Origin of the sequence: Streptomyces sp. NPDC056734 (assembly GCF_042790455.1) — a bacterium.
GTDB lineage: Bacteria > Actinomycetota > Actinomycetes > Streptomycetales > Streptomycetaceae > Streptomyces.
In genome coordinates this window covers 62,344-85,505 of record NZ_JBHTZD010000010.1, presented here as the reverse complement: position 1 = coordinate 85,505, position 23,162 = coordinate 62,344, and the positions used below count along the sequence as shown (strand labels likewise).

The following is a 23,162-nucleotide window of genomic DNA, read 5'->3' as shown; positions in this document are numbered from 1 at the left end:
GCACCACCGGAGCCGGCCACCCCGGGCCACCCCCCGACGGAAGGACCGGAGCCACCCGCCCCGGGCACCCCACCGGTGTCGTCCGAGCCGGCGCCCGCCCGCCCGGTGACGGCCCGGCCGTCGCTGTTCGTTGACGTGTTCATGGGTCCCTTGGGGAGTAGATGGGTGCCGGTCAGGTGGGTATCGCGGCGGCGAGCAGCTCGACGAAGCCGATGTCCTCGCCCGCCACGCCGAAGGCTTCCGCGCGCAGCAGGGTGCGTTCGGCCCAGGCGCGGTGGGGCTTCACCTCGTTCATCTTGTTGGTGTAGGCGGATCGCAGGACGCCGCCGCCGCCGCGCTCGGGGCGGAGGATGTCCTGGGCGTCGCTGAACTCCTCGTGGGTGACCACGGACAGGGCGTGGACGGGCAGGACGTGCGAGGGGTGGATGCAGGTCTTGCCGAGGAGGCCATTGGTCTGGTCGAGGGCGATCTCGCGGAGCAGGCCGTCCATGGCGTGCTCGATGAGGGCGGCGCGGAGTTCGTCGGCCTGGCCCTCCAGGAAGGGGCTGCGCCGCAGCTGGGGCTTGAACATACGTTCCTGCACCCGGAAGTACTCCCACACCGGGCCGGTCACTGTGAACCCGGTGCCGTCGGCGCGGCCCAGCATGTTGACCACGTCGGAGATCACGGAGGCGACGACCTGGACGTCGTAGGCCGTCATGTCGGGGCCGCGGCGCAGGCCGTAGGAGGAGCAGAAGTCGGTCACGCCGAGGCGCAGGGCGAGGACGCGGTCACGGAATTTGTCGACCGCGCGGAAGATGCCCTCCAGGGTCTCGACGCGGGTCTCCCGGTAGAGCAGCTCGGGGGATTCCAGGACCGGCATCGCGAAGAGGCGATGGCCGCTGGCGGACTCGGCGCAGGCGAGGGCCTCCAGGAAGGGGATGCCGCGCTCCTCGGTGAACTTCGGCAGTACGAATCCGGACAGGACCGACACGGCCGGGCCGAGGCGGCGGGTGAGGTCGGGGATCTGGCCGGGCGCGCGGACCCGGATGAAGACCAGCGGCGGATCGGCGGCGTACGAGGGGTGCCCGGCGAGCGCCTGGATCTGGCGCACCAGGTTCTCCTCGGCGTCCACGACGTCCGCGTCGTCTATGGAGTCCTCCAGGCAGAGGACCATCGAGACCACACCACGGCTCGACTGCTTGACGATGTCGTCGGCGAGCCGGGGTCTGGTCGCGGGACTGTAGAGCGTGGCGCCGAGGGCCGCGGCGAGCAGCCGGGCCGGGGAGGCGGCGGTGAAATCGCTCGGCTCCCGGTAGAACAGACGCTGCCGTACCTCAGGGGCAATGTGCCCGAAATGACGCATAAATCTCCCCCGTGGAGTCGGAATGGCCCGGTAGAGCATAAAAGGTGGCCGGTAATAGTACGTAGGAGTCCATGTCAGGGGTTCCCGGTAGGCATGAATTTCAGGTAACGCAGGTACACACAGACCCTTCCGTCCCTTCCATGGCGCATCCAACGCCGGGCCGGACCCGCATTGTCGTGATCAGGACCGAGAGGGCAGGATGACCGCATGACGCACGCCATGCTGAAAGGGTCGAACGTCCCGCTGGAAGCCACGACGGTGCGCGCGGTGCTGCGCTGGACGCCAGGGCAGGGGGTCCCGGACGTCGATGCCTCGGCGCTGCTCCTCGGCCCCGGCGGTCGCGTGCGCTCCGACGAGGACTTCGTCTTCTACAACCAGCCCCGGCATCCCTCCGGGAAGGTCTGGCGGCTCGGCAAGAAGCGGGTCGCCGAGAGCCTCACGGACACCATCCAGACGGATCTCTCCGGTGTCGAGTCGAGTGTCGGCCGGATTCTGCTGGTCGCATCGGCGGACGGGGTGAAGTTCGAGCGCGTACGGTCACTGCGCATTCTGCTGTACGACGCCGGAGCGCCGGACGCGGAGCCGGTGGCGTACTTCGACATCACCCCGACGACCGGTGCGGAGACCGCGCTGATCTGCGGTGAGCTGTACCGGCGGGGGGACGGGTGGAAGTTCCGGGCGCTGGGCGAGGGCTATCCGAACGGGCTGCTGGGACTCGCGACCGACTTCGGGATCTCGGTGGACGAGTCGGAGGCGGCCGGGGAGGGCGCCGCGCGGCACGCACCGGCCGACGCGCCGGTGGCCCCGGCGGGGCAGCAGTCACCGGGCACACACCCGACGGTGGTGCAGCCGTCCGGCACCGGCCCCGCCGCCGCGGTACCGGACCTGGCCCGGCCGTTGCCCCCCGAGCGGGCCCCCGAGGTGCCGGGACAGGGCGGCCGGCCGGCGTACGGCTACCCCCAGCCGGCCGCGGCCGCGTCCGCCACGGCCGCCGCGGCTGTCACCGCTCCGGGGCCGCAGCCGGCGTACGGCTATCCGCATCCGCAGGCCGGCGGGCCGCCGCCCACCTACGGGTATCCGCAGGCCGGGAGCCAGCCCGCGTACGGGTATCCGCAGCCGGTGCAGACGGTCGTACCGGATCCCGAGTTCCGGCTGCCTCCGCAGGGCCCGCAGTTCATCAGACGCTAGTTCGAATTCTGGACAGCGGACACCGGTTCGAATTCTGGACACCGGCCCGATCCGCCCGCCCCGCCCTATACATCCGCCTTCGTCGACTTGTACCCCCTCCCCCACTGCAACCCCCACCCGTAGAGCCGGTCCAGCTCCCCCTGGAAGCCGTACACGAACTTCACCTCGCGGCGGACCATCAGTTCGCCCTTGACGTTCTCGATCATGACGACCGCGCAGGAGCGGGCCTGCGGGTGGCGTTCGTCGAGGCCGATCTCGATGCGGGGGCCGTTGCTGGGGTAGAGGGTGACGATGGCGTGGGTGCGGTCGAAGGCCGGGGTCTGGTCGTAGATGTAGACGAAGACCAGGATGCGTTTGATGGCCTCGCGGTGGTCCAGATTGACGTAGATCGTCTCACCGGACGCCGAGCCGAAGCGGTCGTCGCCGCTGAGTTTGACGTACGGCGGATCGTTGATGTCCCCGAGGAGGCCGCCCAGGGGCTGGACGACGCCCTTGGTGCCGTCCGCCAGCTCGTACAGACACCCCAGGTCCAGGTCGACGTTGACCATGCTCTGGCTGTGGCCGATGACCTCCGGCGGCTTGAGCGCCTTGAAGGGGTGCCGCAGCAGGCTCTCCCGCTGGGGGCCGCCGATGTCCGAGCTGCGCATGCGCCAGTTCAGATTGATCCGCAGATTGCCGGTCGCGGCGCCCTGCTTGGTCAGTGACACCTCGCTGTGCCGTTTGGTCAGCTCGATCGAGTTGGTCGCCGCGCTGCCCGAGTCGAACTCCGAGTCCCGTCCACGCCAGAACCGGTCCAGCAAGCCCATTGCGCCCCCACCTCACTCCGACAGACGGCCGTGCGGGGCGGCACGAGGACGATGTCCGCCTCGGTACCGCCCCGCACAGAGCGTTCCCTCACCCATGGGGGCGTCAACCCCCGTACGCGCCCCGCACCTGCCCCGCGGGCCCCGCGAGCGATGCGGGGTGTGCGCGGTACGCGGGGGACGCGGGGGATGTCACACGCCGGACGACACCGCTGTTTTGTCGTCCGACCCCGATCCGTTCCCCTCGGCCGCCGCCAGTGCGCGGTTGCGGCGGACGGAGGACCAGAAGGACCAGGCGATCAGGAGCACACCGACCGAACCGGTGATGAACTCGCTGATCTCGTACTGGATGGTGATCAGCAGGATGACGGCGAGCGCGCCGATCGCGTAGTGCGCGCCGTGCTCCAGATAGACGTAGTCGTCCAGGGTGCCCTCGCGGACCAGGTACACGGTGAGCGACCGGACGTACATCGCGCCGACGCCCAGGCCCAGTGCCATCAGCACGATGTCGTTGGTGACGGCGAAGGCGCCGATGACACCGTCGAAGGAGAAGGACGCGTCCAGGACCTCCAGGTAGAGGAACATGAAGAACGCCGCCCGGCCGGCCAGCAGGATCACCGGCTTGCCGGCCTTCTTGGCCTTTTCCTCCGCCTCGTGCTCGCGCTCCTCCTCTTCCTCCAGCTTGTTCTCGAAGTAGCCGGAGAGGCCGCCCACGATCAGATAGGTGATCAGGCCGGCGATGCCCGAGAGCAGGACCGTCTCCGCCTTGTCCGCCGGTCCGGCGTGCAGATGGGCCTGGGTGGCGAAGGTCATGGCGGTGATCAGCAGCACGATCAGCGCGATGCAGACGGAGAGCATGTCGACCTTGCCGAGCTTGGCCAGGGGCCGCTCCAGCCAGCTCAGCCACTTGATGTCCCGGTCCTCGAAGATGAAGTCCAGGAAGATCATCAGCAGGAACATGCCACCGAAGGCGGCGATGGCCGGGTGCGCGTCGGTGACCAGTTCCTGGTACCGGTCCTTGTCGGTGAGGGCGAGATCGACCGCCTCGATCGGGCCGATCTGCGCGCTGACGGCCACAATGACGACGGGGAACACCAGCCGCATACCGAACACGGCGATCAGGATGCCGATGGTCAGGAAGATGCGCTGCCAGAAGGCATTCATCTTCTTCAGAATTCCGGCATTTACTACCGCATTGTCGAAAGACAGCGAGATCTCAAGAACACAGAGGATGGCCACGAGACCTAGCGCGGCCCACCCCCCGTAGAAGACCGCCGCGACAAGGCCGGCCGCGGTGACCGCGAACGACCAGCCGAAAGTTTTCAGAACCACTGGCTACCCAATCCCTATCCCTTGTGTACGGGCTGAATGGGTCTCCCCCACGCCGTACCCGGCTTTACGAAACGTTGACCCCGAAGTCTAGAGCGATCCCGCGGAGCCCCGACGCGTACCCCTGCCCTACCGCGCGGAACTTCCATTCGCCCTGGTAGCGGTAGACCTCACCGAAAATCATGGCCGTTTCGGTGGAGGCGTCCTCGCTCAGGTCGTACCGGGCGAGTTCTTGGCCGTCGGCCTGGTTGACCACGCGGATGAACGCGTTGCTGACCTGTCCGAAGGTCTGGCCGCGCTCGTCGGCCAGGTGGATGGAGACCGGGAAGACGATCTTGTCCGCGTGGGCCGGGACCTTGGCCAGGTCGATCAGCACGGACTCGTCGTCGCCGTCGCCCTCACCGGTGAGGTTGTCGCCGGTGTGCTCGACCGAGCCGTCAGGGCTCGTGAGCTGGTTGTAGAAGATGAACCATTCATCCGACAGTACCCGCCCGCTGCTGCACACCAGCGCGCTGGCGTCGAGGTCGAAGGGGGCTCCGGTGGTGGAACGCGCGTCCCAGCCGAGCCCGATCAGGACGTGGGTCAGGTTCGGTGCGGCTTTGGAGAGGGAGACATTGCCCCCCTTGGCGAGTGTGACGCCCATGATGCTGATCCTCCCCTGGTCGTGCTTCTTTTGTTGTCCTGCGCGTCCGGCGCCGCACGCAAACCGCGCGGCGCCGGACGGGTCAGCTCTGGGGTGGCGCCGGTCAGACGTTCACACCGAAGTCCTGCGCGATGCCGCGCAGGCCGGATGCGTAGCCCTGGCCGATGGCGCGGAACTTCCACTCCGCGCCGTGCCGGTACAGCTCGCCGAAGACCATGGCGGTCTCGGTCGAGGCGTCCTCACTGAGGTCGTAGCGTGCGATCTCGGCGCCGCCGGCCTGATTGATGACGCGGATGAAGGCGTTGCGGACCTGGCCGAAGGACTGCTGGCGGTTCTCGGCGTCGTAGATCGAGACCGGGAAGGTGATCTTCTCGATCTCGGCCGGGACGCCCGCGAGGTTGACCTTGATCTGCTCGTCGTCGCCCTCGCCCTCACCGGTGGTGTTGTCGCCGGTGTGCTCGACCGAGCCGTCGGGGCTCTTCAGGTTGTTGAAGAACACGAAGTTGGCGTCGCTCGAAACCTTGCCCGTGCTGTTCAGCAGCAGCGCGCTCGCGTCGAGGTCGAAGTCGGTGCCGGTCGTGGTGCGCACGTCCCACCCCAGACCGACGATGACCGCGGTGAGGCCCGGGGCCTCCTTGGTCAGCGATACGTTGCCGCCCTTGCTGAGGCTGACTCCCACGAGTCCCTCCATTGTGTCCGGGGGCGGGAAGCCCCGTGGTGCATCGGTAACGGATCAAACGATTCGATCCTAGTGACGGGTTCCCGTGGCCCGCAGGCCCTGGGCCCTAACAATCGGAGCGCGTCGGGAGCCGCGGCGGGGCGGCGCCCCCGGCGCCCTGTCCCCCAGCGCCGCTGCGGCACCTCCGGCGCCGCGTCTCACAGCGCGTCGAGCGCCGTCACGTACGCGCCGAGGTCCCGGGCGTCGGGCAGCGCGTTGACCACCGTCCAGCGCACCACGCCCTCCTTGTCGATGACGAAGGTGCCGCGCACCGCGCAGCCCTTGGCCTCGTCGAACACGCCGTACGCGCGCGAGGTCTCGCCGTGCGGCCAGAAGTCGCTGAGCAGCGGGTACTCCAGGCCCTCCTGCTCGGCGAAGACGCGCAGGGTGTGGATGGAGTCGTTGGAGACGGCGAGCACCTGGGTGTCGCGGTCGGCGAACTTCGGCAGATTGTCGCGGACCTCGCACAGCTCGCCCGTGCAGACGCCGGTGAAGGCGAAGGGGTAGAAGAGCACCACGACGTTCTTCTCGCCGCGGAAGTCGGACAGCTTCACGGTCGCGCCGTGGTTGTCCTTGAGTTCGAAATCGGGGGCCTTGTCGCCGACCTGGATCGCCATCGGTCGTCCCTTCGGTGGGGCTGCTGGGCTGTTCGGAAGGGTTCCAGCCTACGCAGCCGGGCCTCCGGGGCGATCACCGAAGGCCGGCGGGCGGACCGGGCACGCTCCCGGTCCGCCCCCGGTGTCACCTCACCGCTTGGACTTCGCCGCCTTCGGTGTGGCCAGCCGGCTGCCACTCCAGTCCTTGCCCACACTGACGCTCTTGGCGGCGGTCAGACCCGCCGTGGTCGAGGCTTCCGAGATGTCGCTCGGCTCGACGTAGCCGTCACGCCCGGTCTTCGGCGTCAGCAGCAGGATGGCGCCACCCTCCTCGATGTACGTGGTGGCGTCCACCAGCGCATCGGTCAGGTCGCCGTCGTCGTCGCGGAACCACAGCACCACGGCATCGGCAACATCGTCGTAATCCTCATCGACGAGATCACTGCCGATCAAGTCCTCAATGGCGTCGCGAAGCTCCTGGTCGACGTCGTCGTCGTAGCCGATCTCCTGGACCACCTGCCCGGGCTGGAACCCCAGCCTGGCGGCAGGGTTCGTCCGCTCCTCCGCGTGGTCCGCGGTCGCGCTCACGGTTTGCCTCCTGATCATGTCTTTGGGTATGTCTCAGCCACGCGCGTGCGCGAAGCATTGGCCGTAGTCCACACGGGCGGGACCGATCGCGCAAGTACCCGGCGTTTCGGACCGCCGAAACGGTGACGATCCCGGCCGTGTCCCCGCAACTCCCGGCGGCGTCTCTCTGATGAACGTGACGCACACCACACCCTTCTGCCCCATTTGGGCGTTTGGGAACCCTCTGGACGTACGATCCTCGAATGAGTTTTCCGCATCGGCGGGGTGGTCCGAGTGTGCCGGTTACCTTTCGGTAGAGATGACGTTTACGCCCCCGAGGTACACGATGGGGAGCGGTGCGGGCACGGGGTGGTACGGCTCTCGTCCCGGTAACTCCGAAAGGTAAGGAACAGCGTGGTTTCCGGATCCGATCGCAATCCGATCATCATTGGCGGCCTCCCGAGTCAGGTTCCTGACTTCGATCCCGAGGAAACCCAGGAATGGCTGGACTCCCTGGACGCCGCCATCGACGAGCGGGGCCGTGAACGGGCCCGCTATCTCATGCTCCGGCTGATCGAACGCGCCCGCGAGAAGCGCGTGGCCGTACCCGAGATGCGCAGCACAGACTACGTCAACACGATCGCGACCAAGGACGAGCCCTTCTTCCCCGGCAACGAGGAGATCGAGCGGAAGATCCTCAACGCGACCCGCTGGAACGCCGCGGTGATGGTCTCCCGCGCCCAGCGCCCCGGCATCGGGGTCGGCGGTCACATCGCCACCTTCGCCTCCTCGGCCTCGCTCTACGACGTCGGCTTCAACCACTTCTTCCGCGGCAAGGACGAGGGCGACGGCGGTGACCAGGTCTTCTTCCAGGGCCATGCCTCGCCGGGCATCTACGCCCGCGCGTTCCTCCTGGACCGGCTCTCCGAGCGGCATCTGGACGGCTTCCGCCAGGAGAAGTCGAAGGCGCCGTACGGACTGTCCTCGTACCCGCATCCGCGGCTGATGCCCGAGTTCTGGGAGTTCCCCACGGTGTCGATGGGGCTCGGCCCGATCGGCGCGATCTACCAGGCGCGGATGAACCGCTATCTGCACGCGCGCGAGATCGCGGACACCTCCGCGTCGCAGGTGTGGGCGTTCCTCGGCGACGGCGAGATGGACGAGCCGGAGTCGCTGGGCCAGCTGACCATCGCGGCACGCGAGGGCCTGGACAATCTGACCTTCGTGGTCAACTGCAACCTCCAGCGCCTGGACGGCCCGGTGCGCGGCAACGGCAAGGTGATCCAGGAGCTGGAGTCGGTCTTCCGGGGCGCGGGCTGGAATGTGATCAAGCTGGTGTGGGACCGCTCCTGGGACCCGCTGCTCGCCCAGGACCGTGACGGTGTGCTGGTCAACCGTATGAACACCACGCCCGACGGCCAGTTCCAGACGTACGCGACCGAGACCGGCGGGTATATCCGCGACCACTTCTTCGGGGACGATCACCGGCTGCGCGCGATGGTCGAGAACATGAGCGACGACCAGATCCTGCATCTGGGGCGCGGCGGTCACGACCACCGGAAGATCTTCGCGGCGTTCTCGGCGGCCAAGGCGCACAAGGGCCAGCCGACGGTGATCCTGGCGAAGACGATCAAGGGCTGGACGCTCGGGCCGAACTTCGAGGGCCGCAACGCCACGCACCAGATGAAGAAGCTCACGGTCGGCGACCTCAAGGGCTTCCGCGACCGGCTGCACCTGCCGATCTCGGACCGGGAGCTGGAGAGCGGCCCGCCGCCGTACTACCACCCGGGCCGTGACTCGGCGGAGATCCAGTACATGCACGACCGCCGCAGCGCGCTCGGCGGGTACGTCCCGACCCGGGTCGTCCGGTCGAAGCCGCTCACCCTGCCCGGCGACTCGACGTACGCGACCGTGAAGAAGGGTTCGGGTCAGCAGCAGATCGCCACGACCATGGCGTTTGTGCGGCTGCTGAAGGACCTTATGCGGGACAAGGAGATCGGGCGGCGGTTCGTACTGATCGCGCCGGACGAGTACCGCACGTTCGGGATGGACTCCTTCTTCCCGACCGCGAAGATCTACAACCCGCTGGGCCAGCAGTACGAGTCCGTGGACCGGGATCTGCTGCTCGCCTACAAGGAGTCGCCGACCGGCCAGATGCTGCACGACGGCATCTCGGAGGCGGGCTGCACGGCGTCGGCGATCGCGGCGGGCTCCGCGTACGCCACGCACGGCGAGCCGCTGATCCCGGTGTACGTCTTCTACTCGATGTTCGGTTTCCAGCGCACCGGCGATCAGTTCTGGCAGATGGCCGATCAGCTGGCGCGCGGTTTCGTACTGGGCGCGACCGCCGGGCGCACGACCCTGACCGGCGAGGGCCTCCAGCACGCCGACGGCCACTCCCAGCTGCTCGCCTCCACCAACCCGGGCTGTGTGGCGTACGACCCGGCGTACGGGTACGAGATCGCGCACATCGTGCGGGACGGGCTGCGCCGGATGTACGGCGGCAGCGCGGAGCATCCGCACGGCGAGGACGTCTTCTACTACCTCACGGTCTACAACGAGCCCATCCGGCACCCGGCCGAGCCGGAGAACGTGGACGTCGAGGGCATCCTCAAGGGCGTGCACCGGCTCAGCGAGGGCACGGCGGGCGCGGTCCCGGCGCAGATCCTCGCCTCGGGCGTGGCGGTCCCCTGGGCGCTTGAGGCCCAGCGGATCCTCGCCGAGGAGTGGAACGTACGCGCCGGTGTCTGGTCGGCGACCTCCTGGAACGAGCTGCGGCGCGAGGCCGTGGCCTGTGAGGAGCACAATCTGCTGCGCCCCGAGGAGGAGCAGCGGGTGCCGTGGGTGACGCGCAAACTGAGCGGCGCCGAGGGACCGTTCGTGGCCGTGTCCGACTGGATGCGGTCGGTTCCCGATCAGATCGCGCGCTGGGTGCCGGGGCGTTATCAGTCGCTGGGCGCGGACGGTTTCGGCTTCGCCGACACCCGGGGCGCGGCCCGCCGGTTCTTCCACATCGACGCCCAGTCGATCGTGCTGGCGGTGCTGACGGAGCTGGCGCGGGACGGGAAGGTGGACCGGTCGGCGCTGAAGCAGGCCATCGACCGCTACCGGCTGCTGGATGTCGCGGCGGCGGACCCGGGGACGGCGGGCGGCGACGCGTAGCCCGCGCCGGGCGGTGACGTGAGGTGAGGTTGAGGGCGGTGGGACCCGGTCCCGCCGCCCTTTTCCCGTTCCTCACGGTGTTTCCCGTTCTTTACGATGCCCGGCATGGACGCGATACCCGAGGTGCAGCAGCGGTCGGCCCAGGCGCGCTGGGAGGAACGCAGCCAGCGGCCGCTGCTGGCGCTGGCGGTGGTGTTCGCGGTCGCCTACGCGGTGCCCATCGTCGAGGAGTCCGCCGGCCCGGCGCTCATCCGTGCCTGCACGGTGGCCGAATGGCTGGTGTGGGGGGCGTTCGCGGCGGACTACGTGGTGCGGCTGGCGCTCGCCGAGGACCGCAAGGGGTTCGTACGGCGGCACTGGCTGGACCTGTGCGCGGTGCTGCTGCCGCTGATCCAGCCCTTGCGGCTGCTGCGGGTCGTCTCGACGCTGCTGCTGGTGGGGCGGCGGGCGCGGATGGCGCCCCAGATACAGCTCACCACGTATGTGGTGGGGTCGGTGGCGGGGTTGCTGATGTTCGGGTCGCTGGCCGTGCTGTCGGTGGAGCGGGAGTCGCCGGACGGGAACATCCGGACGCTGGGGGACGCGGTGTGGTGGTCGTTCACGACGATGACGACCGTGGGGTACGGGGATCACGCGCCGACGACGGGGGTGGGGCGGCTGCTCGCCGTCGGGCTGATGCTGTCGGGGATCGCGCTGCTCGGTGTGATCACCGCGAACATCGCGGCGTGGTTCATCGCGCGGTTCGACCGTGACGATGTGGTGGAGCGGCGCCAGACGGAGGCGATCGTCGCCCTGACGGAGGAGGTACGGGGGTTGCGGGCGGAGGTGGCGGCGTTGTCGGAACGGTCGCTCACCAAGTGACCCGGCGTTGGCGCTGAGAACGGGGCGATGCGCAGCCCGGCGCAACGGGGTGCCGCCGCGCCCACCCGTGCCGCCCTGCGGCACGACTGCCCGCAGCTATGACAGATGGGCGGGCGCGAGCTGACGGGCGCGGCAGCGCGCTGTTTTTAGGGGCGCGGTGCGGCTGCGCGCAGCTCAGGGGCAAGCTGGCGGGCGCGACAAACGCCCTGTTTTTTAGGGGCGCGGGGAACTGCGCGACCAGCCCCCGCCGGGCCGCGCCCGACGTACGACCGGGGACGTCACCCCCGCGGAGCGACGCCGCCGGGCCGCGCCCGACGTACGACCGGGGACGTCACCCCGCGGAGCGACGCCGCCGGGCCGCGCCCGACGTACGACCGGGGACGTCACCCCGCGGAGCGACGTCCCCGGCGAGTCAGATGTGCGCAGCCCCCGCACCCGCCTCCGCGTTGGCCCCCCGCTTGGTGAGGAAGGCGACGAAGATGGCGACCGCCGCGACCCCCGCCGCGACCAGGGACGCCAGGCTCATGCCGGAGATGAAGGTGTCGTGGGCCACGTCGGTGATCTTCGTGGCGACCTCCGCCGGTGTGCCGGGAGCGATCGGCGGGACACCGACCTGGACCGCCTCGGACGCCTCGGCCTGCTGCTCGGGCGTCAGCGCCGGCAACCCCGCGGCGACCCAGTTGCCCGCCAGGTCGCTGTCGACCTTGGACGCCATGACCGCGCCCAGCACCGCCGTACCGAGGCTGCCGCCGATCTGCATCGCGGCCTGCTGGAGACCGCCGGCGACACCGGACAGCTCCATCGGCGCGTTGCCGACGATGACTTCGGTCGCGCCGACCATGACCGGCGCGAGACCGAGGCCGAGGAGCGCGAACCAGAGGGACATCACGGCGCTGGAGGTGTCCGTCTCAAGCGTGGACATGCCGTACATGGCGAGCGCGGTGAACGCCATACCGCCGGCCAGCGGGAGGCGCGGGCCCACCTTGGTGATCGCCAGCCCGGCGAGCGGCGAGCCGACGATCATCATGCCGGTGAGCGGCAGCAGATGCAGACCGGCGTCGATCGGGCTCATCCCGTGCACGTTCTGCAGGTAGAACGTCACGAAGAACAGGCCGCCCATGAACGCGATGGCCATCATGACCATCAGCACCACACCCGCCGACAGCGGGACCGAGCGGAACAGGCCGAGCGGGATGAGCGGCTCCTTGACCCGCGTCTCCCACACCGCGAAGGCGACGAAGCCCGCGACCGCAATGCCGAGGAACAGCCAGGTCAGACCGGCGCCCCAGCCCCACTCGGGGGCCTTGATCAGGGCCCAGACCAGACAGAACATCGCGCTGGAGAGCAGCCCGATGCCGAGAAGGTCGAAGGAGCGCGGGGCGTTGGCCGCCCGGTGGTCGAGGAGGATCAGCGCGCCGAGGGCGACGGCGATGATGCCGACCGGCACGTTGATGAAGAAGACCGACTGCCAGTTGACGTGCTCGACGAGGACGCCGCCGAGGATCGGGCCGCCGGCCGTGGAGGCGCCGATGACCATGCCCCAGATGCCGATCGCCATGTTCAGCTTCTCGGCCGGGAAGGTGGCCCGCAGCAGGCCGAGCGCGGCCGGCATCAGCAGCGCGCCGAACAGGCCCTGGAAGACCCGGAAGACGATGACCATCGCGATGCTGTCGGACAGCCCGATGGCGCCGGACGCGGCGGCGAAGCCGACCACGCCGATGAGGAAGGTCTGGCGGTGGCCGAACCGGTCACCGAGCTTGCCCGCCGTGATCAGGGTGACGGCTAGGGCGAGGAAGTACGCGTTGGTGATCCACTGCACCTGGGCGAAGGTGGCACCGAGGTCGGAGGCGATGGCCGGGTTGGCGATGGCCACGATGGTGCCGTCGAGGGCCACCATCATGACCCCGACGGCGACGGTTATGAGGGTGAACCAAGGATGGCCACGCAGCCCCTTGGCCGGTGCCGAAGACGGACCGGGGGGTGCGCCGTCCCCCGGCCCCGTCTTGTCGAGGGTGGTCTGACTAGTCATGCGAAGGAGGCTAATGTCAGCCTCTGACAGTTGACAAACCAATTCACAAGTCGGTAACTGTCAGGTCACTCACCGATACCCTGAACTGGGAGAACAGTTCGCCGGAGGGCCTGGAGGTCGTCATGGACACGCTGGAGCGGCCCGCCGGGGACCCCACCCGGCCGGGGTTGCGCGAGCGCAAGAAGCAGCGCACGCGCGACGCACTGCTGCGCGCCGCCCTCGAACTGTTCACCACCCAGGGCTACGACGAGACCACCGTCGACGCCATCACCGACGCCGTCGGCGTCTCGCAGCGCACCTTCTTCCGCTACTACACCGGCAAGGAGGAGACCGCCCTCGCCGTCCAGACGATGACGGTCGATCACTTCTACGCGGCGGTCCGCGCCCGCCCGCCGCACGAACCGCCGCTGGAGGCGCTGCGCCGGGCGGTGCTGGAGGGCTGGGACACCCTGCACGAGACGATCGACTCCGTCGTGACGGTCGAGCAGTATCTGCGCATGTACCAGGTGATCGAGTCGACACCGGTGCTGCTGGCGGCGCATCTGCGCCGGTCCGCGGAGACGGAGGACCGGTTCGCGCGGCTGATCGCCGAGCGCGAGGGGCTCGATGTGGACGCCGACCCCCGGCCGCGGGTGGCGGTGGCGGTGTTCGGCGGGGTCATGCGGGTCACCGAGCGGCTGTGGACGCGGGGCGAGGACCACAGCGTGGCGGCCATGCGCGCGGTCACCCTGAGGTACCTCGATCAGGTGGGACCCGCGCTGGCGGAGAACTGGCGCAAGCCGTAGTGCGCGCGTGATGTGGCCCATGGCGGGCCCGTAGTGCGCTTGATCCATTGCCTCGCGTTCTAAACGTGATACCCCTCACTAGGTCCACGCGAGACCATCCCGTTCTCCTAGTGTGTCCTCCCAGTGACTTCCTTCGACACCTCTCCGACGCTCAACGTCTGGCGCGCGCTGCTCGCGCTGGCCGTGGTCTTCGTGATGCTGGCGACCACCGGCTGGACCGCGATGCGCAACCAGCGTGACCAGACCCCATTGCAGACCTCGATCACCGCGTGGGAGCACGGCCGGCTCGACGGGCACCGGCTCCCCGACCCGCACGCGGCACCCGCCCGGCTCGCCGCGTTCTTCGCCACGCTCGGCGAGGCCCGGCGCGCACTGCTCGCCCACCGCTATCCGCTCGCGGTCGGCAACATGAACGGCGCCCCCGTCGACGTCCGCTACGAGGCCAACCGCGTCGCCCTGGAACAGGCCCGCGAGGTCGAGCGACAACGGATGCAGGACCCCCGCCTCAGCCCCGACGGACAGCACGAGGCGGGCCGCCGGATGCACCGCCTGGACGCGCTGATGAAGCCCGGCCGGAACATCCTCGCCTTCGACCCGGAGGGCTCGGGCCGGGTCGCCGAGGTGTACGGGGATCTGGACCGCGCCGAGCGGATCTCGATCGTCGTCCCCGGCGTCGACACCGATCTGCTCTCCTTCCAGCGCACCACCGGCAAGTACACGGCGCCCGCGGGCATGGCCGAGTCGCTGTACACGGCCGAGCGCGCGGTGAGCCCCGGCACCCGCACGGCGGTGATCGCCTGGGCCGACTACACCGCGCCCAGCGGCATCGGCGTGGACGCGGCCACCGCGACCCGCGCCGCACAGGGCGCGGTCCGGCTGAACGCGCTGGTGCGGGCGCTGCCCGGCGCCGCGCCGGTCTCGCTGTTCTGCCACAGCTACGGCTCGGTGCTCTGCGGGGTCGCCGCGCGGCTGCTGCCCTCGCGGGTGTCCGACATCGCGGTGGCCGGCAGCCCCGGGATGCGGGCCGAGACGGTGTCGCGGCTGCGCACCTCCGCGCAGGTGTGGGCGATGCGGGACGCCGACGACTGGGTCCAGGACGTGCCCTACCTGGAGTTGGGCGGGCTCGGTCACGGGGCCGATCCGGTCTCGCGGGCCTTTGGCGCGCGGGTGCTGTCGGCGGTCGGCGCGCGGGGCCACGCCGGGTACTTCGAACCGGGCACGGAGAGTCTGCGCAACTTCGCCGAGATCGGGGTGGGCGCGTACGGCTCGGTGCACTGCGCCGACGACGCCGATCCATGTATGACCGGTATGCCCGCAGACGCGAGGGCCGGACGCGCGTAGAATCGCGGAACCTGCGGGGTACGCGGGGAGGGGACGGAGGAGCTCGTGCCGCATACGATGAGCCGCATGGGTGACGTACTGGCCGGATTTAATGCTGCCTGGGAGTTCGAGTCCGACTCCGTGCTCATCCGCTACGAACGGGGGATTCGCACACCCAAGCTCTTCCAGGCACTGGGGGAACGCCGGGTGCCGCTGGCGGCGCTCCAGGGTGTGACGCTCGCTCCCGGCCGTCGCGGCACGGTGGTTCTGCGGGCCGAGCCCCGGCCGGGCGCCGATCCGCTGATGGAGGCGGCGGCGGATCAGCTCAAGGAGAGCAGCGACCCCTATCGCCTGGTGCTGCCCGCCGAGCGGGAGACTCTCGCCGAGTACTACGCCGATGAACTGCGCGCCCTGCTCACCGAATCGGGCCCGGCCGAGCGGTATCTGGTGGCGCCGCCGGAGGTGCCGATGTCGTTCAAGGCGTACGACGCGAAGGCGTCCTTCGACGGTACGTCGGTCGCGTTCCGCTGGTTCTGGACGGGCGCGTCGTCGGCGAAGTGGAAGGCCGGGGACCAGAGTTTCCGGATCGGTGACCTCGCCGGAGTGGAGTGGCGGTCGCCGGAGGTGTTCGAAGGGCATCTGCGGCTGCTGCGGCGGGCGGGTGGGGTGCAGCCGGCGCAGCCGGATCAGGATCCGGCCGCGGTGGTCTTCGGGCTGGGGTATGGGCCCGTGCATGAGTCGTTGCCGTTCGCGGCGGCAGTTCTTGCCGCTGTGCGGCGGGCTGGGCCGGCTGTCGCCGCGGTGCCGGTGGGGGCGGGGGGCCGGCGTGACCCTGCGGATGTTGCCGAGCGGATTCGGCATCTTGGGGAGTTGCATCGGGCCGGGTTGGTGACGGATGAGGAGTTTTCGGTGAAGAAGGCGGAGTTGCTCGCCGAGCTTTAGGGTTCTGGTGGGTTTGGGTTGTTTTTCGGGTGCGGGTGCGTGGGGGCTGGTCGCGCAGTTCCCCGCGCCCCTAATAAGCAAAGACACGGCGTTGCCCCCGCCCCGGCGATTCGTTATTGCTGCCCCTCCCCCCTTTACTCCCTGCCTGCTGATGCGAAAGTCATGTCTGCGTAGCGGGGGCCCCGGACCTTTTCCGCGATGGGGGCCAGGAGGGCCAGGTCTTCGGGGGTGAGGGTGATTCGGGTGGCGGCGGTGTTTTCTTCCGCGCGGGTTGGCTTGCGGGTGCCCGGGATGGGGATCACCGGGAGGCCGTGGACGGTGGCCTGGCACTGGACCCAGGCCAGGGCGATCTGGCCGAGGGTCGCGCCGTGGGACTCGGCGACCGTGCCGACCGGGTCCAGGAGGGCGGCGTTGGCGGTGGCGTTCTCGCCGGTGAAGCGGGGCTGCTGGCGGCGGAAATCGTCGGCGGTGAGTTCGGTGTCGGCGTTCACGAAGGAGCCGGTGAGGAAGCCGCGGCCGAGCGGGGAGTACGGGACGAGCGCGACGCCCAGTTCCTTGGCCGCCGGGACGACCTGCGCCTCGATGTCCCGGCTGAACAGGGACCACTCCGACTGCACGGCCGCGATCGGGTGCACGGCGTGGGCGGTGCGCAGTTCGGCGGCGGTGACCTCGCTCAGGCCGAGGTGCTTGACCTTGCCCTCCCGGACCAGGTCGGCCATGGTGCCGACGGTGTCCTCCAGGGGGACGTTCACATCGCGCCGATGCATGTAGTAGAGGTCGATGACATCGACGTCCAGGCGCTTGAGGCTGGCCTCGACCGCCTGGCGGATGTAGGGCGGGTCGTTGCGGATGACCCGGCGGGTGGGGTCGTCCGGCGGGATGTGCAGGGCGAACTTGGTGGCGATGACGACCTCGTCGCGGTGCGCCTTGAAGAAGGGCGACAGGAAGCGTTCGTTGTCGCCGTTGCCGTAGGCGTCGGCGGTGTCGAAGAGGGTGACGCCCAGTTCGAGGGCGCGGTCCAGGGTCGCGCGGGACGCCTGTTCGTCGGTGGGGCCGTAGGCGAAGCTCATGCCCATGCAGCCCAGGCCCTGGACACCGACCTCGGGGCCGGTGGCGCCGAGCCGTACGGTCCGGATCCTGTTGCCGTTCGTCATCGGGTCCTCTCCCCTTCGTGGGCGCGGCCCTTGTCCGCGTAGAAACTGATCTTGCGGTCCAGCACCGCGAGGGTGTCCTGTAGTTCGGCGATGCGTGCGAGCACGTCCCGGCGGGTGGCCTCCAGCAGGGCGTACCGGTCGCCGTAGGTGTCCTCGCCCTCGCGCACCAGCTCGGCGTACCGGACCATGTCGGCGACCGGCATGCCGGTCAGCCGCAGCTTTCCGACGAGGTCGAGCCAGTCCAGGTCGCCGTTGGAGTAGCGGCGCTGGCCGGTGTGGGAGCGGTCGATGTGGGACATCAGACCGATCCGCTCGTACCAGCGCAGGGTGTGCGCCGACAGTCCCGTGAAGGCGACGACCTCGCTGATGGTGTAGTGGTCCTGGCCTGCGGGGCGCGGATGGCGGCGGGGCGGGGCGGCGCAGCTGTCCGCCGGGGTGGTGGCCGGCTCGGTGTCCGTCGCGGTCATGGCCGTGGTGTGCATCACCGTCATGACCTCCACGCTATGACCTTGGAGTGCACTCCAAGCAAGCGGAGGGGGTGAGAAAGGGGTGAGCGGTGGGCGATCACGGCGGGGGCCTAGGCTCGTCGCATGTCGTTGAAGAGTCTCGCGCAGATCGAGGACTGGCCGGTGCCGCATGCCGCGGCGGGTGTCGTACGGGCCGATGGGACGGTCCTGGGGGTGCAGGGGCCCGTCGAGCGGGTGTTCGCGCTGGCCTCGGTCACCAAGCCGATCGCCGCGTACGCGGTGCTGGTGGCGTACGAGGAGGGGGCCATCGAGCTGGACGATCCGGCGGGGCCGGACGGGTCGACGGTTCGGCATTTGCTGGCGCATACGTCCGGGCTGGCCTTCGACGAGCATCGGGTGACCGCGCGGGCGGGTGAGCGGCGGATCTACTCCAACGCCGGGTTCGAGCAGCTCGGGGAGTATGTCGCCAAGGCCACGGAGATGCCGTTCGGGGAGTATGTGCGGCTGGCGGTACTGGAGCCGCTGGGGATGGCGTCCACGGTGGTGGACGGGTCCCCCGCGAAGGACGGGGTGTCCAGTGTGGGGGATCTGCTGCGGTTCGGGGCCGAGGTGCTGGCACCGCGGCTGCTCGATCCCCGGACGGTCGCGGAGGCGATGAGTGTGCAGTTCCCGGGGACGAAGGGGGTGCTGCGGGGGTACGGGTCGCAGAATCCCAATGACTGGGGGCTGGGGTTCGAGATCCGGGACCGTAAGGCTCCGCACTGGACGGGGGCGTTGTCGTCGCCGCAGACTTTTGGGCATTTCGGGCAGTCCGGTACGTTTTTGTGGATCGACCCGGTGGTGGGGGTGGCGTGCGTCGCCCTGACGGACCGGGCGTTCGGGGCGTGGGCGGTGGAGGCGTGGCCGGTGTTCACGGACGCGGTGCTCGGCGAGGTGCGGGGCTGAGGTCGGGGCGTGTCGCGAACCGGCGCTGGCCGGGCGCCGCTGCGCCCACCCGTGCCGCCTGGGGGTCCCCCCTCTGGGGGAGGCACGACTGCCCGCAGCTAGGGGGGGATGGCGGGGCGTGGTACGGCTGCGGGCAGCTCGGGCGCGCACGGCAGCGCCCTGCTTTTAGGGGCGCGGGGAACTGCGCGAGCAGCCCCCACCGGCCGCAACTGTTATCCCATCTCCCAGATCAGCAGCTCAGCCGTTGAGACCCCCACCGCCTCCACCCCCCGCGCATCCGTGATGCGGGCCGAGTCGCCCGGGGCGAGGTTCGTGTCGGCGAGGAGGGCCTCGCCGGCGACCACGTGGACGTAGACATGGGCGGCGTCGGGGATCGCCGTGCGTTCGTCCACGGACAGGCGGCGGACGTGGAGCATCGCGCCCGCCTCGGGGACCGCGTACGGGGTCGCGTCGGCGATGCCTCGGACGAGGTCGTAGGCAGGGTCCCCGCCGGGGGACAGAGGGGCCAGCCACATCTGGATGAAGGTCAGCCCGGCAGGGCCCGCGTTGCGCTCGACATGGCGGACGCCCGACGCCGCGCTCAGCCGCTGGACGTCCCCCGCGCGGACCACCGTCTCGTGGCCCGTGGAGTCACGGTGGGTCAGCTCACCCTCGACGACCCAGGTGACGATCTCGGTGTGGCTGTGGGGATGTTCGTCGAACCCGGCGCCGGGCGCGAGGCGTTCCTCGTTGCAGGCGATCAGCGCGCCGAAGCGGAGGTTGTCCGGGTCGTAGTGGGGGCCGAAGGAGAAGGCGTGGCGCGAGGCGATGCCGGTGGTGGGGTCGCCCCCGGGACTGCGCTGGTCGGCCCGCCTGATGTCCATCACGGCGACCACCGTAACCCGCCCCGCGCCGCACCGGCATAAAGCGCCCCGAAGGCGACCGAGGCATCCTGATAGGGCAGTCTTGTGCCGTGCCCGAACCCGAAACCCGCAGGAACGACGTGCCCGCGCGCGAACCCCACCCGCACGCCGCGACTCTGAAGCGGCTGGAGAAGTCCTCCGGAAGTCTCGCCGCCCAGGCCATCGCGCGCATGGACGAGACACTGCCGTGGTACCGGGCGATGCCACCGGAGAACCGTTCCTGGATCGGGCTGGTCGCCCAGGCCGGTATCGCCGCGTTCACGGAGTGGTTCCGGCGCCCGGACGCCCCGCAGGCGATCTCGACGGACGTCTTCGGCACCGCGCCCCGGGAGCTGACCCGGGCGATCACGCTCCGGCAGACCGTGGAGATGGTGCGGACCACCATCGAGGTCATGGAGTCGGCCATCGAGGAGGTGGCCGCGCCGGGGGACGAGCGGCTGCTGCGCGAGGCGCTGCTCGTCTACGCCCGGGAGATCGCCTTCGCGACCGCGCAGGTCTACGCGCAGGCCGCCGAGGCACGCGGTGCCTGGGACGCCCGCCTCGAATCGCTGGTGGTCAACGCCGTGCTGAGCGGGGAGGCCGATGAAGGGGCGGTGTCCCGGGCCGCCGCGCTCGGCTGGAACTCGCCGGACCAGGTGTGTGTCGTGCTCGGGACCGCGCCCGACGGCGACTCCGAGCTGACCGTCGAGGCGATCCGGCGGGCCGCCCGGCACGCCAAGTTGCAGGTGCTGACGGGGGTGCTCGGGAACCGGCTGGTCGTGATCGCCGGGGGCAGCGACAATCCGCTCGCTGTCGCGAAATCCCTGATCGGGCCCTATGCCGCCGGGCCCGTCGTCGCCGGACCCGTGGTGCCCGACCTGCTGGCCGCCACCCGGTCCGCGCAGGCCGCCGCCGCGGGGCTCAAAGCGTGTTCCGCCTGGCAGGACGCCCCGCGCCCGGTGCTCGCCGACGATCTGCTGCCGGAGCGCGCGATGGCCGGTGATCCCAGCGCCCGCGAGCAACTGGTGGAGGAGATCTACAGACCACTCGAAGAGGCCGGGTCGGCGCTCCTGGAGACCCTCTCGGTCTATCTCGAACAGGCGAGCAGCCTCGAAGGCGCGGCCCGCATGCTGTTCGTTCACCCCAACACCGTGCGCTACCGGCTTCGACGTGTGACTGACGTCACCGGTTGGTCACCGTCGGATGTACGATCTGCGTTCACTTTGCGGATCGCGCTGATCCTGGGACGTCTGGCCGATGGAGATCTTCAGTCCTAGGGTTTTGTCGAGGGTCCACAAAACCCCCTGTCGTTCTTCGTCCCTGTCCCCACGGGCGGCGCTGCCCGCCCCCGAGAGAGAGTGTGAGAGTGCTCGTACTCGTCGCTCCCGGCCAGGGCGCTCAGGCGCCCGGCTTCCTGACTCCCTGGCTCGAACTGCCCGGTGCCGCCGACCGCGTCGCCGGCTGGTCGGACGCCATCGGCCTCGACCTCGCCCACTACGGTACCCAGGCCGACGCGGACGAGATCCGGGACACCGCCGTGGCCCAGCCGCTGCTGGTCGCCGCCGGTCTGCTGTCCGCGGCGGCACTCGGTGACATCGCGGACCTCGCGCCCGGCGCGGTCGCCGGGCACAGCGTCGGCGAGATCACCGCCGCCGTCCTCGCCGGTGTGCTGAACGACACCGCCGCGCTGCGCCTGGTGCGCACCCGTGGGCTGGCGATGGCCGACGCCGCCGCCGTGACCGAGACGGGGATGTCGGCGCTGCTCGGCGGCGACCCCGAGGTGTCGGTCGCGCACCTGGAGAAGCTCGGCCTGACCGCGGCGAACGTCAACGGGGCCGGGCAGATCGTGGCCGCCGGCACCATGGCACAGCTCGCCGCGCTCGCCGAGGACAAGCCCGAAGGCGTCCGCAAGGTCATCGCGCTCAAGGTGGCCGGCGCCTTCCACACCCCTCACATGGCCCCGGCCGTCGACACCCTCGCCCGGGCCGCCGCGGACCTCACCCCGGCCGACCCGAAGGTCCCTTACGTCTCCAACAAGGACGGGGAGACCGTCGCGGGCGGCGCCGAGGTGCTTCAGCGGCTGATCGGCCAGGTCGCCAACCCGGTCCGCTGGGACCTGTGCATGGAGACCTTCAAGGCGCTCGGCGTCACCGCCCTGCTGGAGGTGTGCCCCGGTGGCACGCTCACCGGCCTCGCCAAGCGCGCACTGCCCGGCGTCCGGACCCTCGCCCTGAAGACCCCCGACGACCTCGACGCCGCGCGCCGGCTCATCGCAGAGACGTCAGACACCGCAGACACCGCCGTGGTCACCGCAGCCGCCGCGGAGCCGTCCCCAGCTGCCGCCGACGCGGCGGGCGCCTGAAAGGAGCCCTCCGGGCCATGTCGAAGATCAAGCCAAGCAAGGGCGCCCCGTACGCGCGCATCCTGGGCGTGGGCGGTTACCGCCCGGTCCGGGTGGTGCCCAACGAGGTGATCCTGGAGCACATCGACTCCTCCGACGAATGGATCCGGTCCCGCTCCGGCATCGAGACCCGGCACTGGGCGAACGACGAGGAGACCGTCGCCGCCATGTCGGTCGAGGCGTCGGGCAAGGCCATCGCGGACGCCGGGATCAGCGTCGGGCAGATCGGCGCGGTGATCGTCTCGACCGTCAGCCACTTCAAGCAGACCCCGGCCGTGGCCACCGAGATCGCCGACAAGCTGGGCACGGACAAGGCCGCCGCGTTCGACATCTCGGCGGGCTGTGCGGGCTTCGGTTACGGGCTCACCCTGGCCAAGGGCATGATCGTCGAGGGTTCGGCGGAGCATGTGCTGGTCATCGGCGTGGAGCGGCTGAGCGATCTGACCGATCTGGAGGACCGGGCGACGGCCTTCCTGTTCGGTGACGGCGCCGGCGCGGTGGTGGTCGGCCCGTCCGAGGAGCCCGCGATCGGCCCGACCGTATGGGGCTCGGAGGGCGACAAGTCCGACACCATCAGACAGACGGTCCCGTGGGACGAGTACCGCGTCGGCGGCGATGTCTCCGGGCTTCCGGTGGACAGCGCGGGAAATGTGAAATTCCCGGCCATCACCCAGGAGGGCCAGGCGGTGTTCCGCTGGGCCGTGTTCGAGATGGCGAAGGTCGCCCAGCAGGCGCTGGACGCGGCCGGGATCAGCTCCATTGAACTGGATGTTTTCATTCCGCACCAGGCCAACGAGCGGATCATCGACTCGATGGTCAAGACCCTCAAACTGCCGGAGTCGGTCACGGTCGCCCGTGATGTGCGTACCACCGGCAACACCTCGGCCGCCTCGATCCCGCTCGCGATGGAGCGGCTCCTGGCGACCGGCGAGGCGAAGAGCGGTGACACCGCGCTCGTCATCGGATTCGGGGCGGGTCTCGTGTACGCCGCCACTGTCGTTACCCTCCCCTAGGCACTCCGTGCCG

At 69.9% G+C, this 23,162-nt stretch carries 21 protein-coding genes; 10 read left to right on the top strand and 11 right to left on the bottom strand.

Annotated elements, in window-relative coordinates:
* Positions 1-172: 172 nt before the first annotated feature.
* Positions 173-1,345 carry an HpcH/HpaI aldolase/citrate lyase family protein gene (locus ACFRFC_RS17115; RefSeq protein WP_382685978.1) on the bottom strand — a complete coding sequence of 391 codons (1,173 nt, stop codon included), beginning with the start codon at positions 1,343-1,345 and terminating at the stop codon, positions 173-175.
* 207 nt (positions 1,346-1,552) lie between these two features.
* Between ACFRFC_RS17115 and ACFRFC_RS17110 the strand changes: the two genes are divergently transcribed.
* The gene (locus tag ACFRFC_RS17110) at positions 1,553-2,533 is read left to right on the top strand and encodes a TerD family protein (RefSeq protein WP_382685975.1); all 981 of its coding nucleotides are present in this window, start codon (positions 1,553-1,555) and stop codon (positions 2,531-2,533) included.
* Between the two features lie 65 nt (positions 2,534-2,598).
* Here ACFRFC_RS17110 and ACFRFC_RS17105 read toward each other — a convergent pair whose 3' ends face one another.
* The 6 genes from ACFRFC_RS17105 to ACFRFC_RS17080 all read right to left on the bottom strand — a co-directional run bounded on the left by ACFRFC_RS17105 (position 2,599) and on the right by ACFRFC_RS17080 (position 7,210).
* Positions 2,599-3,339, bottom strand: a complete 741-nt coding sequence (locus ACFRFC_RS17105) for a Tellurium resistance (protein WP_382685973.1) — start codon at positions 3,337-3,339, stop codon at positions 2,599-2,601.
* Positions 3,340-3,528: 189 nt separating this feature from the next.
* Positions 3,529-4,668 carry a DUF475 domain-containing protein gene (locus tag ACFRFC_RS17100; protein WP_382685971.1) on the bottom strand — a complete coding sequence of 380 codons (1,140 nt, stop codon included), beginning with the start codon at positions 4,666-4,668 and terminating at the stop codon, positions 3,529-3,531.
* A 64-nt stretch (positions 4,669-4,732) separates the two neighbouring features.
* Positions 4,733-5,308: a TerD family protein gene (locus tag ACFRFC_RS17095; RefSeq protein WP_382685968.1), complete on the bottom strand. Its 576-nt coding sequence runs from the start codon at positions 5,306-5,308 to the stop codon at positions 4,733-4,735.
* A 103-nt stretch (positions 5,309-5,411) separates the two neighbouring features.
* Entirely contained in the window at positions 5,412-5,987 is a 576-nt protein-coding gene (locus ACFRFC_RS17090) for a TerD family protein (protein ID WP_382685966.1), read from the bottom strand.
* A 197-nt stretch (positions 5,988-6,184) separates the two neighbouring features.
* A complete protein-coding gene (locus ACFRFC_RS17085) occupies positions 6,185-6,643 on the bottom strand; it encodes a peroxiredoxin (RefSeq protein WP_382685963.1) in 459 nt (152 codons plus the stop codon).
* A 129-nt stretch (positions 6,644-6,772) separates the two neighbouring features.
* Positions 6,773-7,210 (bottom strand): DUF3052 domain-containing protein, encoded by a 438-nt coding sequence (locus ACFRFC_RS17080; RefSeq protein ID WP_382685961.1) that lies wholly within the window; start codon positions 7,208-7,210, stop codon positions 6,773-6,775.
* 393 nt (positions 7,211-7,603) lie between these two features.
* On the opposite strand from ACFRFC_RS17080, the gene aceE reads away from it, so the two are divergent.
* Together aceE and ACFRFC_RS17070 are read left to right on the top strand one after the other, a co-directional pair.
* Entirely contained in the window at positions 7,604-10,351 is a 2,748-nt protein-coding gene (gene aceE, locus ACFRFC_RS17075; RefSeq protein WP_382685958.1) for a pyruvate dehydrogenase (acetyl-transferring), homodimeric type, read from the top strand.
* A 105-nt stretch (positions 10,352-10,456) separates the two neighbouring features.
* Positions 10,457-11,212, top strand: a complete 756-nt coding sequence (locus ACFRFC_RS17070; RefSeq protein ID WP_382685956.1) for a potassium channel family protein — start codon at positions 10,457-10,459, stop codon at positions 11,210-11,212.
* A gap of 412 nt (positions 11,213-11,624) precedes the next feature.
* Here ACFRFC_RS17070 and ACFRFC_RS17065 read toward each other — a convergent pair whose 3' ends face one another.
* Positions 11,625-13,241 (bottom strand): MFS transporter, encoded by a 1,617-nt coding sequence (locus tag ACFRFC_RS17065; RefSeq protein ID WP_382685953.1) that lies wholly within the window; start codon positions 13,239-13,241, stop codon positions 11,625-11,627.
* 122 nt (positions 13,242-13,363) lie between these two features.
* Here ACFRFC_RS17065 and ACFRFC_RS17060 point away from each other — a divergent pair, with 122 nt between their 5' ends.
* The 3 genes from ACFRFC_RS17060 to ACFRFC_RS17050 all read left to right on the top strand — a co-directional run bounded on the left by ACFRFC_RS17060 (position 13,364) and on the right by ACFRFC_RS17050 (position 16,288).
* Positions 13,364-14,026, top strand: coding sequence for a TetR family transcriptional regulator (locus ACFRFC_RS17060; protein WP_382685950.1), 663 nt, complete (start codon positions 13,364-13,366; stop codon positions 14,024-14,026).
* Positions 14,027-14,149: 123 nt separating this feature from the next.
* Positions 14,150-15,367 carry an alpha/beta hydrolase gene (locus ACFRFC_RS17055; RefSeq protein ID WP_382685949.1) on the top strand — a complete coding sequence of 406 codons (1,218 nt, stop codon included), beginning with the start codon at positions 14,150-14,152 and terminating at the stop codon, positions 15,365-15,367.
* Between the two features lie 66 nt (positions 15,368-15,433).
* Positions 15,434-16,288, top strand: a complete 855-nt coding sequence (locus tag ACFRFC_RS17050; RefSeq protein ID WP_382685946.1) for a DUF4429 domain-containing protein — start codon at positions 15,434-15,436, stop codon at positions 16,286-16,288.
* Between the two features lie 134 nt (positions 16,289-16,422).
* Here the strand turns inward: ACFRFC_RS17050 and ACFRFC_RS17045 are convergent, their stop codons facing one another.
* Positions 16,423-17,442: an aldo/keto reductase gene (locus tag ACFRFC_RS17045; RefSeq protein WP_382685944.1), complete on the bottom strand. Its 1,020-nt coding sequence runs from the start codon at positions 17,440-17,442 to the stop codon at positions 16,423-16,425.
* On the bottom strand, positions 17,439-17,933 hold the full coding sequence (locus ACFRFC_RS17040) for a MerR family transcriptional regulator (protein ID WP_382685941.1): 495 nt from the start codon (positions 17,931-17,933) through the stop codon (positions 17,439-17,441). Before ACFRFC_RS17040 ends, ACFRFC_RS17045 begins: the two co-directional genes overlap by 4 nt.
* 99 nt (positions 17,934-18,032) lie before the next feature.
* Here ACFRFC_RS17040 and ACFRFC_RS17035 point away from each other — a divergent pair, with 99 nt between their 5' ends.
* Entirely contained in the window at positions 18,033-18,854 is an 822-nt protein-coding gene (locus ACFRFC_RS17035; protein ID WP_382685938.1) for a serine hydrolase domain-containing protein, read from the top strand.
* 212 nt (positions 18,855-19,066) lie between these two features.
* On the opposite strand, the gene ACFRFC_RS17030 is transcribed toward ACFRFC_RS17035, so the two are convergent.
* Positions 19,067-19,717, bottom strand: coding sequence for a pirin family protein (locus ACFRFC_RS17030; RefSeq protein ID WP_382686434.1), 651 nt, complete (start codon positions 19,715-19,717; stop codon positions 19,067-19,069).
* A gap of 89 nt (positions 19,718-19,806) precedes the next feature.
* Here ACFRFC_RS17030 and ACFRFC_RS17025 point away from each other — a divergent pair, with 89 nt between their 5' ends.
* The 3 genes from ACFRFC_RS17025 (at position 19,807) to ACFRFC_RS17015 (ending at position 23,149) form a co-directional block, all read left to right on the top strand.
* Positions 19,807-21,012, top strand: coding sequence for a PucR family transcriptional regulator (locus ACFRFC_RS17025; RefSeq protein WP_382685935.1), 1,206 nt, complete (start codon positions 19,807-19,809; stop codon positions 21,010-21,012).
* An 89-nt stretch (positions 21,013-21,101) separates the two neighbouring features.
* Complete coding sequence (locus tag ACFRFC_RS17020) at positions 21,102-22,097, top strand: ACP S-malonyltransferase (RefSeq protein WP_382685933.1); 996 nt, start codon at positions 21,102-21,104, stop codon at positions 22,095-22,097.
* Positions 22,098-22,114: 17 nt separating this feature from the next.
* The gene (locus ACFRFC_RS17015; protein ID WP_382685931.1) at positions 22,115-23,149 is read left to right on the top strand and encodes a ketoacyl-ACP synthase III; all 1,035 of its coding nucleotides are present in this window, start codon (positions 22,115-22,117) and stop codon (positions 23,147-23,149) included.
* The last annotated feature ends 13 nt before the right edge of the window (positions 23,150-23,162 follow it).

Bases quoted from the DNA above. Each gene is read 5' to 3' on its own strand.
- ACFRFC_RS17050 (WP_382685946.1), top strand. From the start codon at position 15,434: ATGGGTGACGTACTGGCCGGATTTAATGCTGCCTGGGAGTTCGAGTCC.
- ACFRFC_RS17065 (WP_382685953.1), bottom strand. From the start codon at position 13,241: ATGACTAGTCAGACCACCCTCGACAAGACGGGGCCGGGGGACGGCGCA.
- ACFRFC_RS17045 (WP_382685944.1), bottom strand. From the start codon at position 17,442: ATGACGAACGGCAACAGGATCCGGACCGTACGGCTCGGCGCCACCGGC.
- ACFRFC_RS17070 (WP_382685956.1), top strand. From the start codon at position 10,457: ATGGACGCGATACCCGAGGTGCAGCAGCGGTCGGCCCAGGCGCGCTGG.
- ACFRFC_RS17015 (WP_382685931.1), top strand. From the start codon at position 22,115: ATGTCGAAGATCAAGCCAAGCAAGGGCGCCCCGTACGCGCGCATCCTG.
- ACFRFC_RS17095 (WP_382685968.1), bottom strand. From the start codon at position 5,308: ATGGGCGTCACACTCGCCAAGGGGGGCAATGTCTCCCTCTCCAAAGCC.
- ACFRFC_RS17105 (WP_382685973.1), bottom strand. From the start codon at position 3,339: ATGGGCTTGCTGGACCGGTTCTGGCGTGGACGGGACTCGGAGTTCGAC.
- ACFRFC_RS17035 (WP_382685938.1), top strand. From the start codon at position 18,033: ATGTCGTTGAAGAGTCTCGCGCAGATCGAGGACTGGCCGGTGCCGCAT.
- ACFRFC_RS17040 (WP_382685941.1), bottom strand. From the start codon at position 17,933: ATGACGGTGATGCACACCACGGCCATGACCGCGACGGACACCGAGCCG.
- ACFRFC_RS17110 (WP_382685975.1), top strand. From the start codon at position 1,553: ATGACGCACGCCATGCTGAAAGGGTCGAACGTCCCGCTGGAAGCCACG.
- ACFRFC_RS17030 (WP_382686434.1), bottom strand. From the start codon at position 19,717: ATGGACATCAGGCGGGCCGACCAGCGCAGTCCCGGGGGCGACCCCACC.
- ACFRFC_RS17115 (WP_382685978.1), bottom strand. From the start codon at position 1,345: ATGCGTCATTTCGGGCACATTGCCCCTGAGGTACGGCAGCGTCTGTTC.
- ACFRFC_RS17060 (WP_382685950.1), top strand. From the start codon at position 13,364: ATGGACACGCTGGAGCGGCCCGCCGGGGACCCCACCCGGCCGGGGTTG.
- ACFRFC_RS17085 (WP_382685963.1), bottom strand. From the start codon at position 6,643: ATGGCGATCCAGGTCGGCGACAAGGCCCCCGATTTCGAACTCAAGGAC.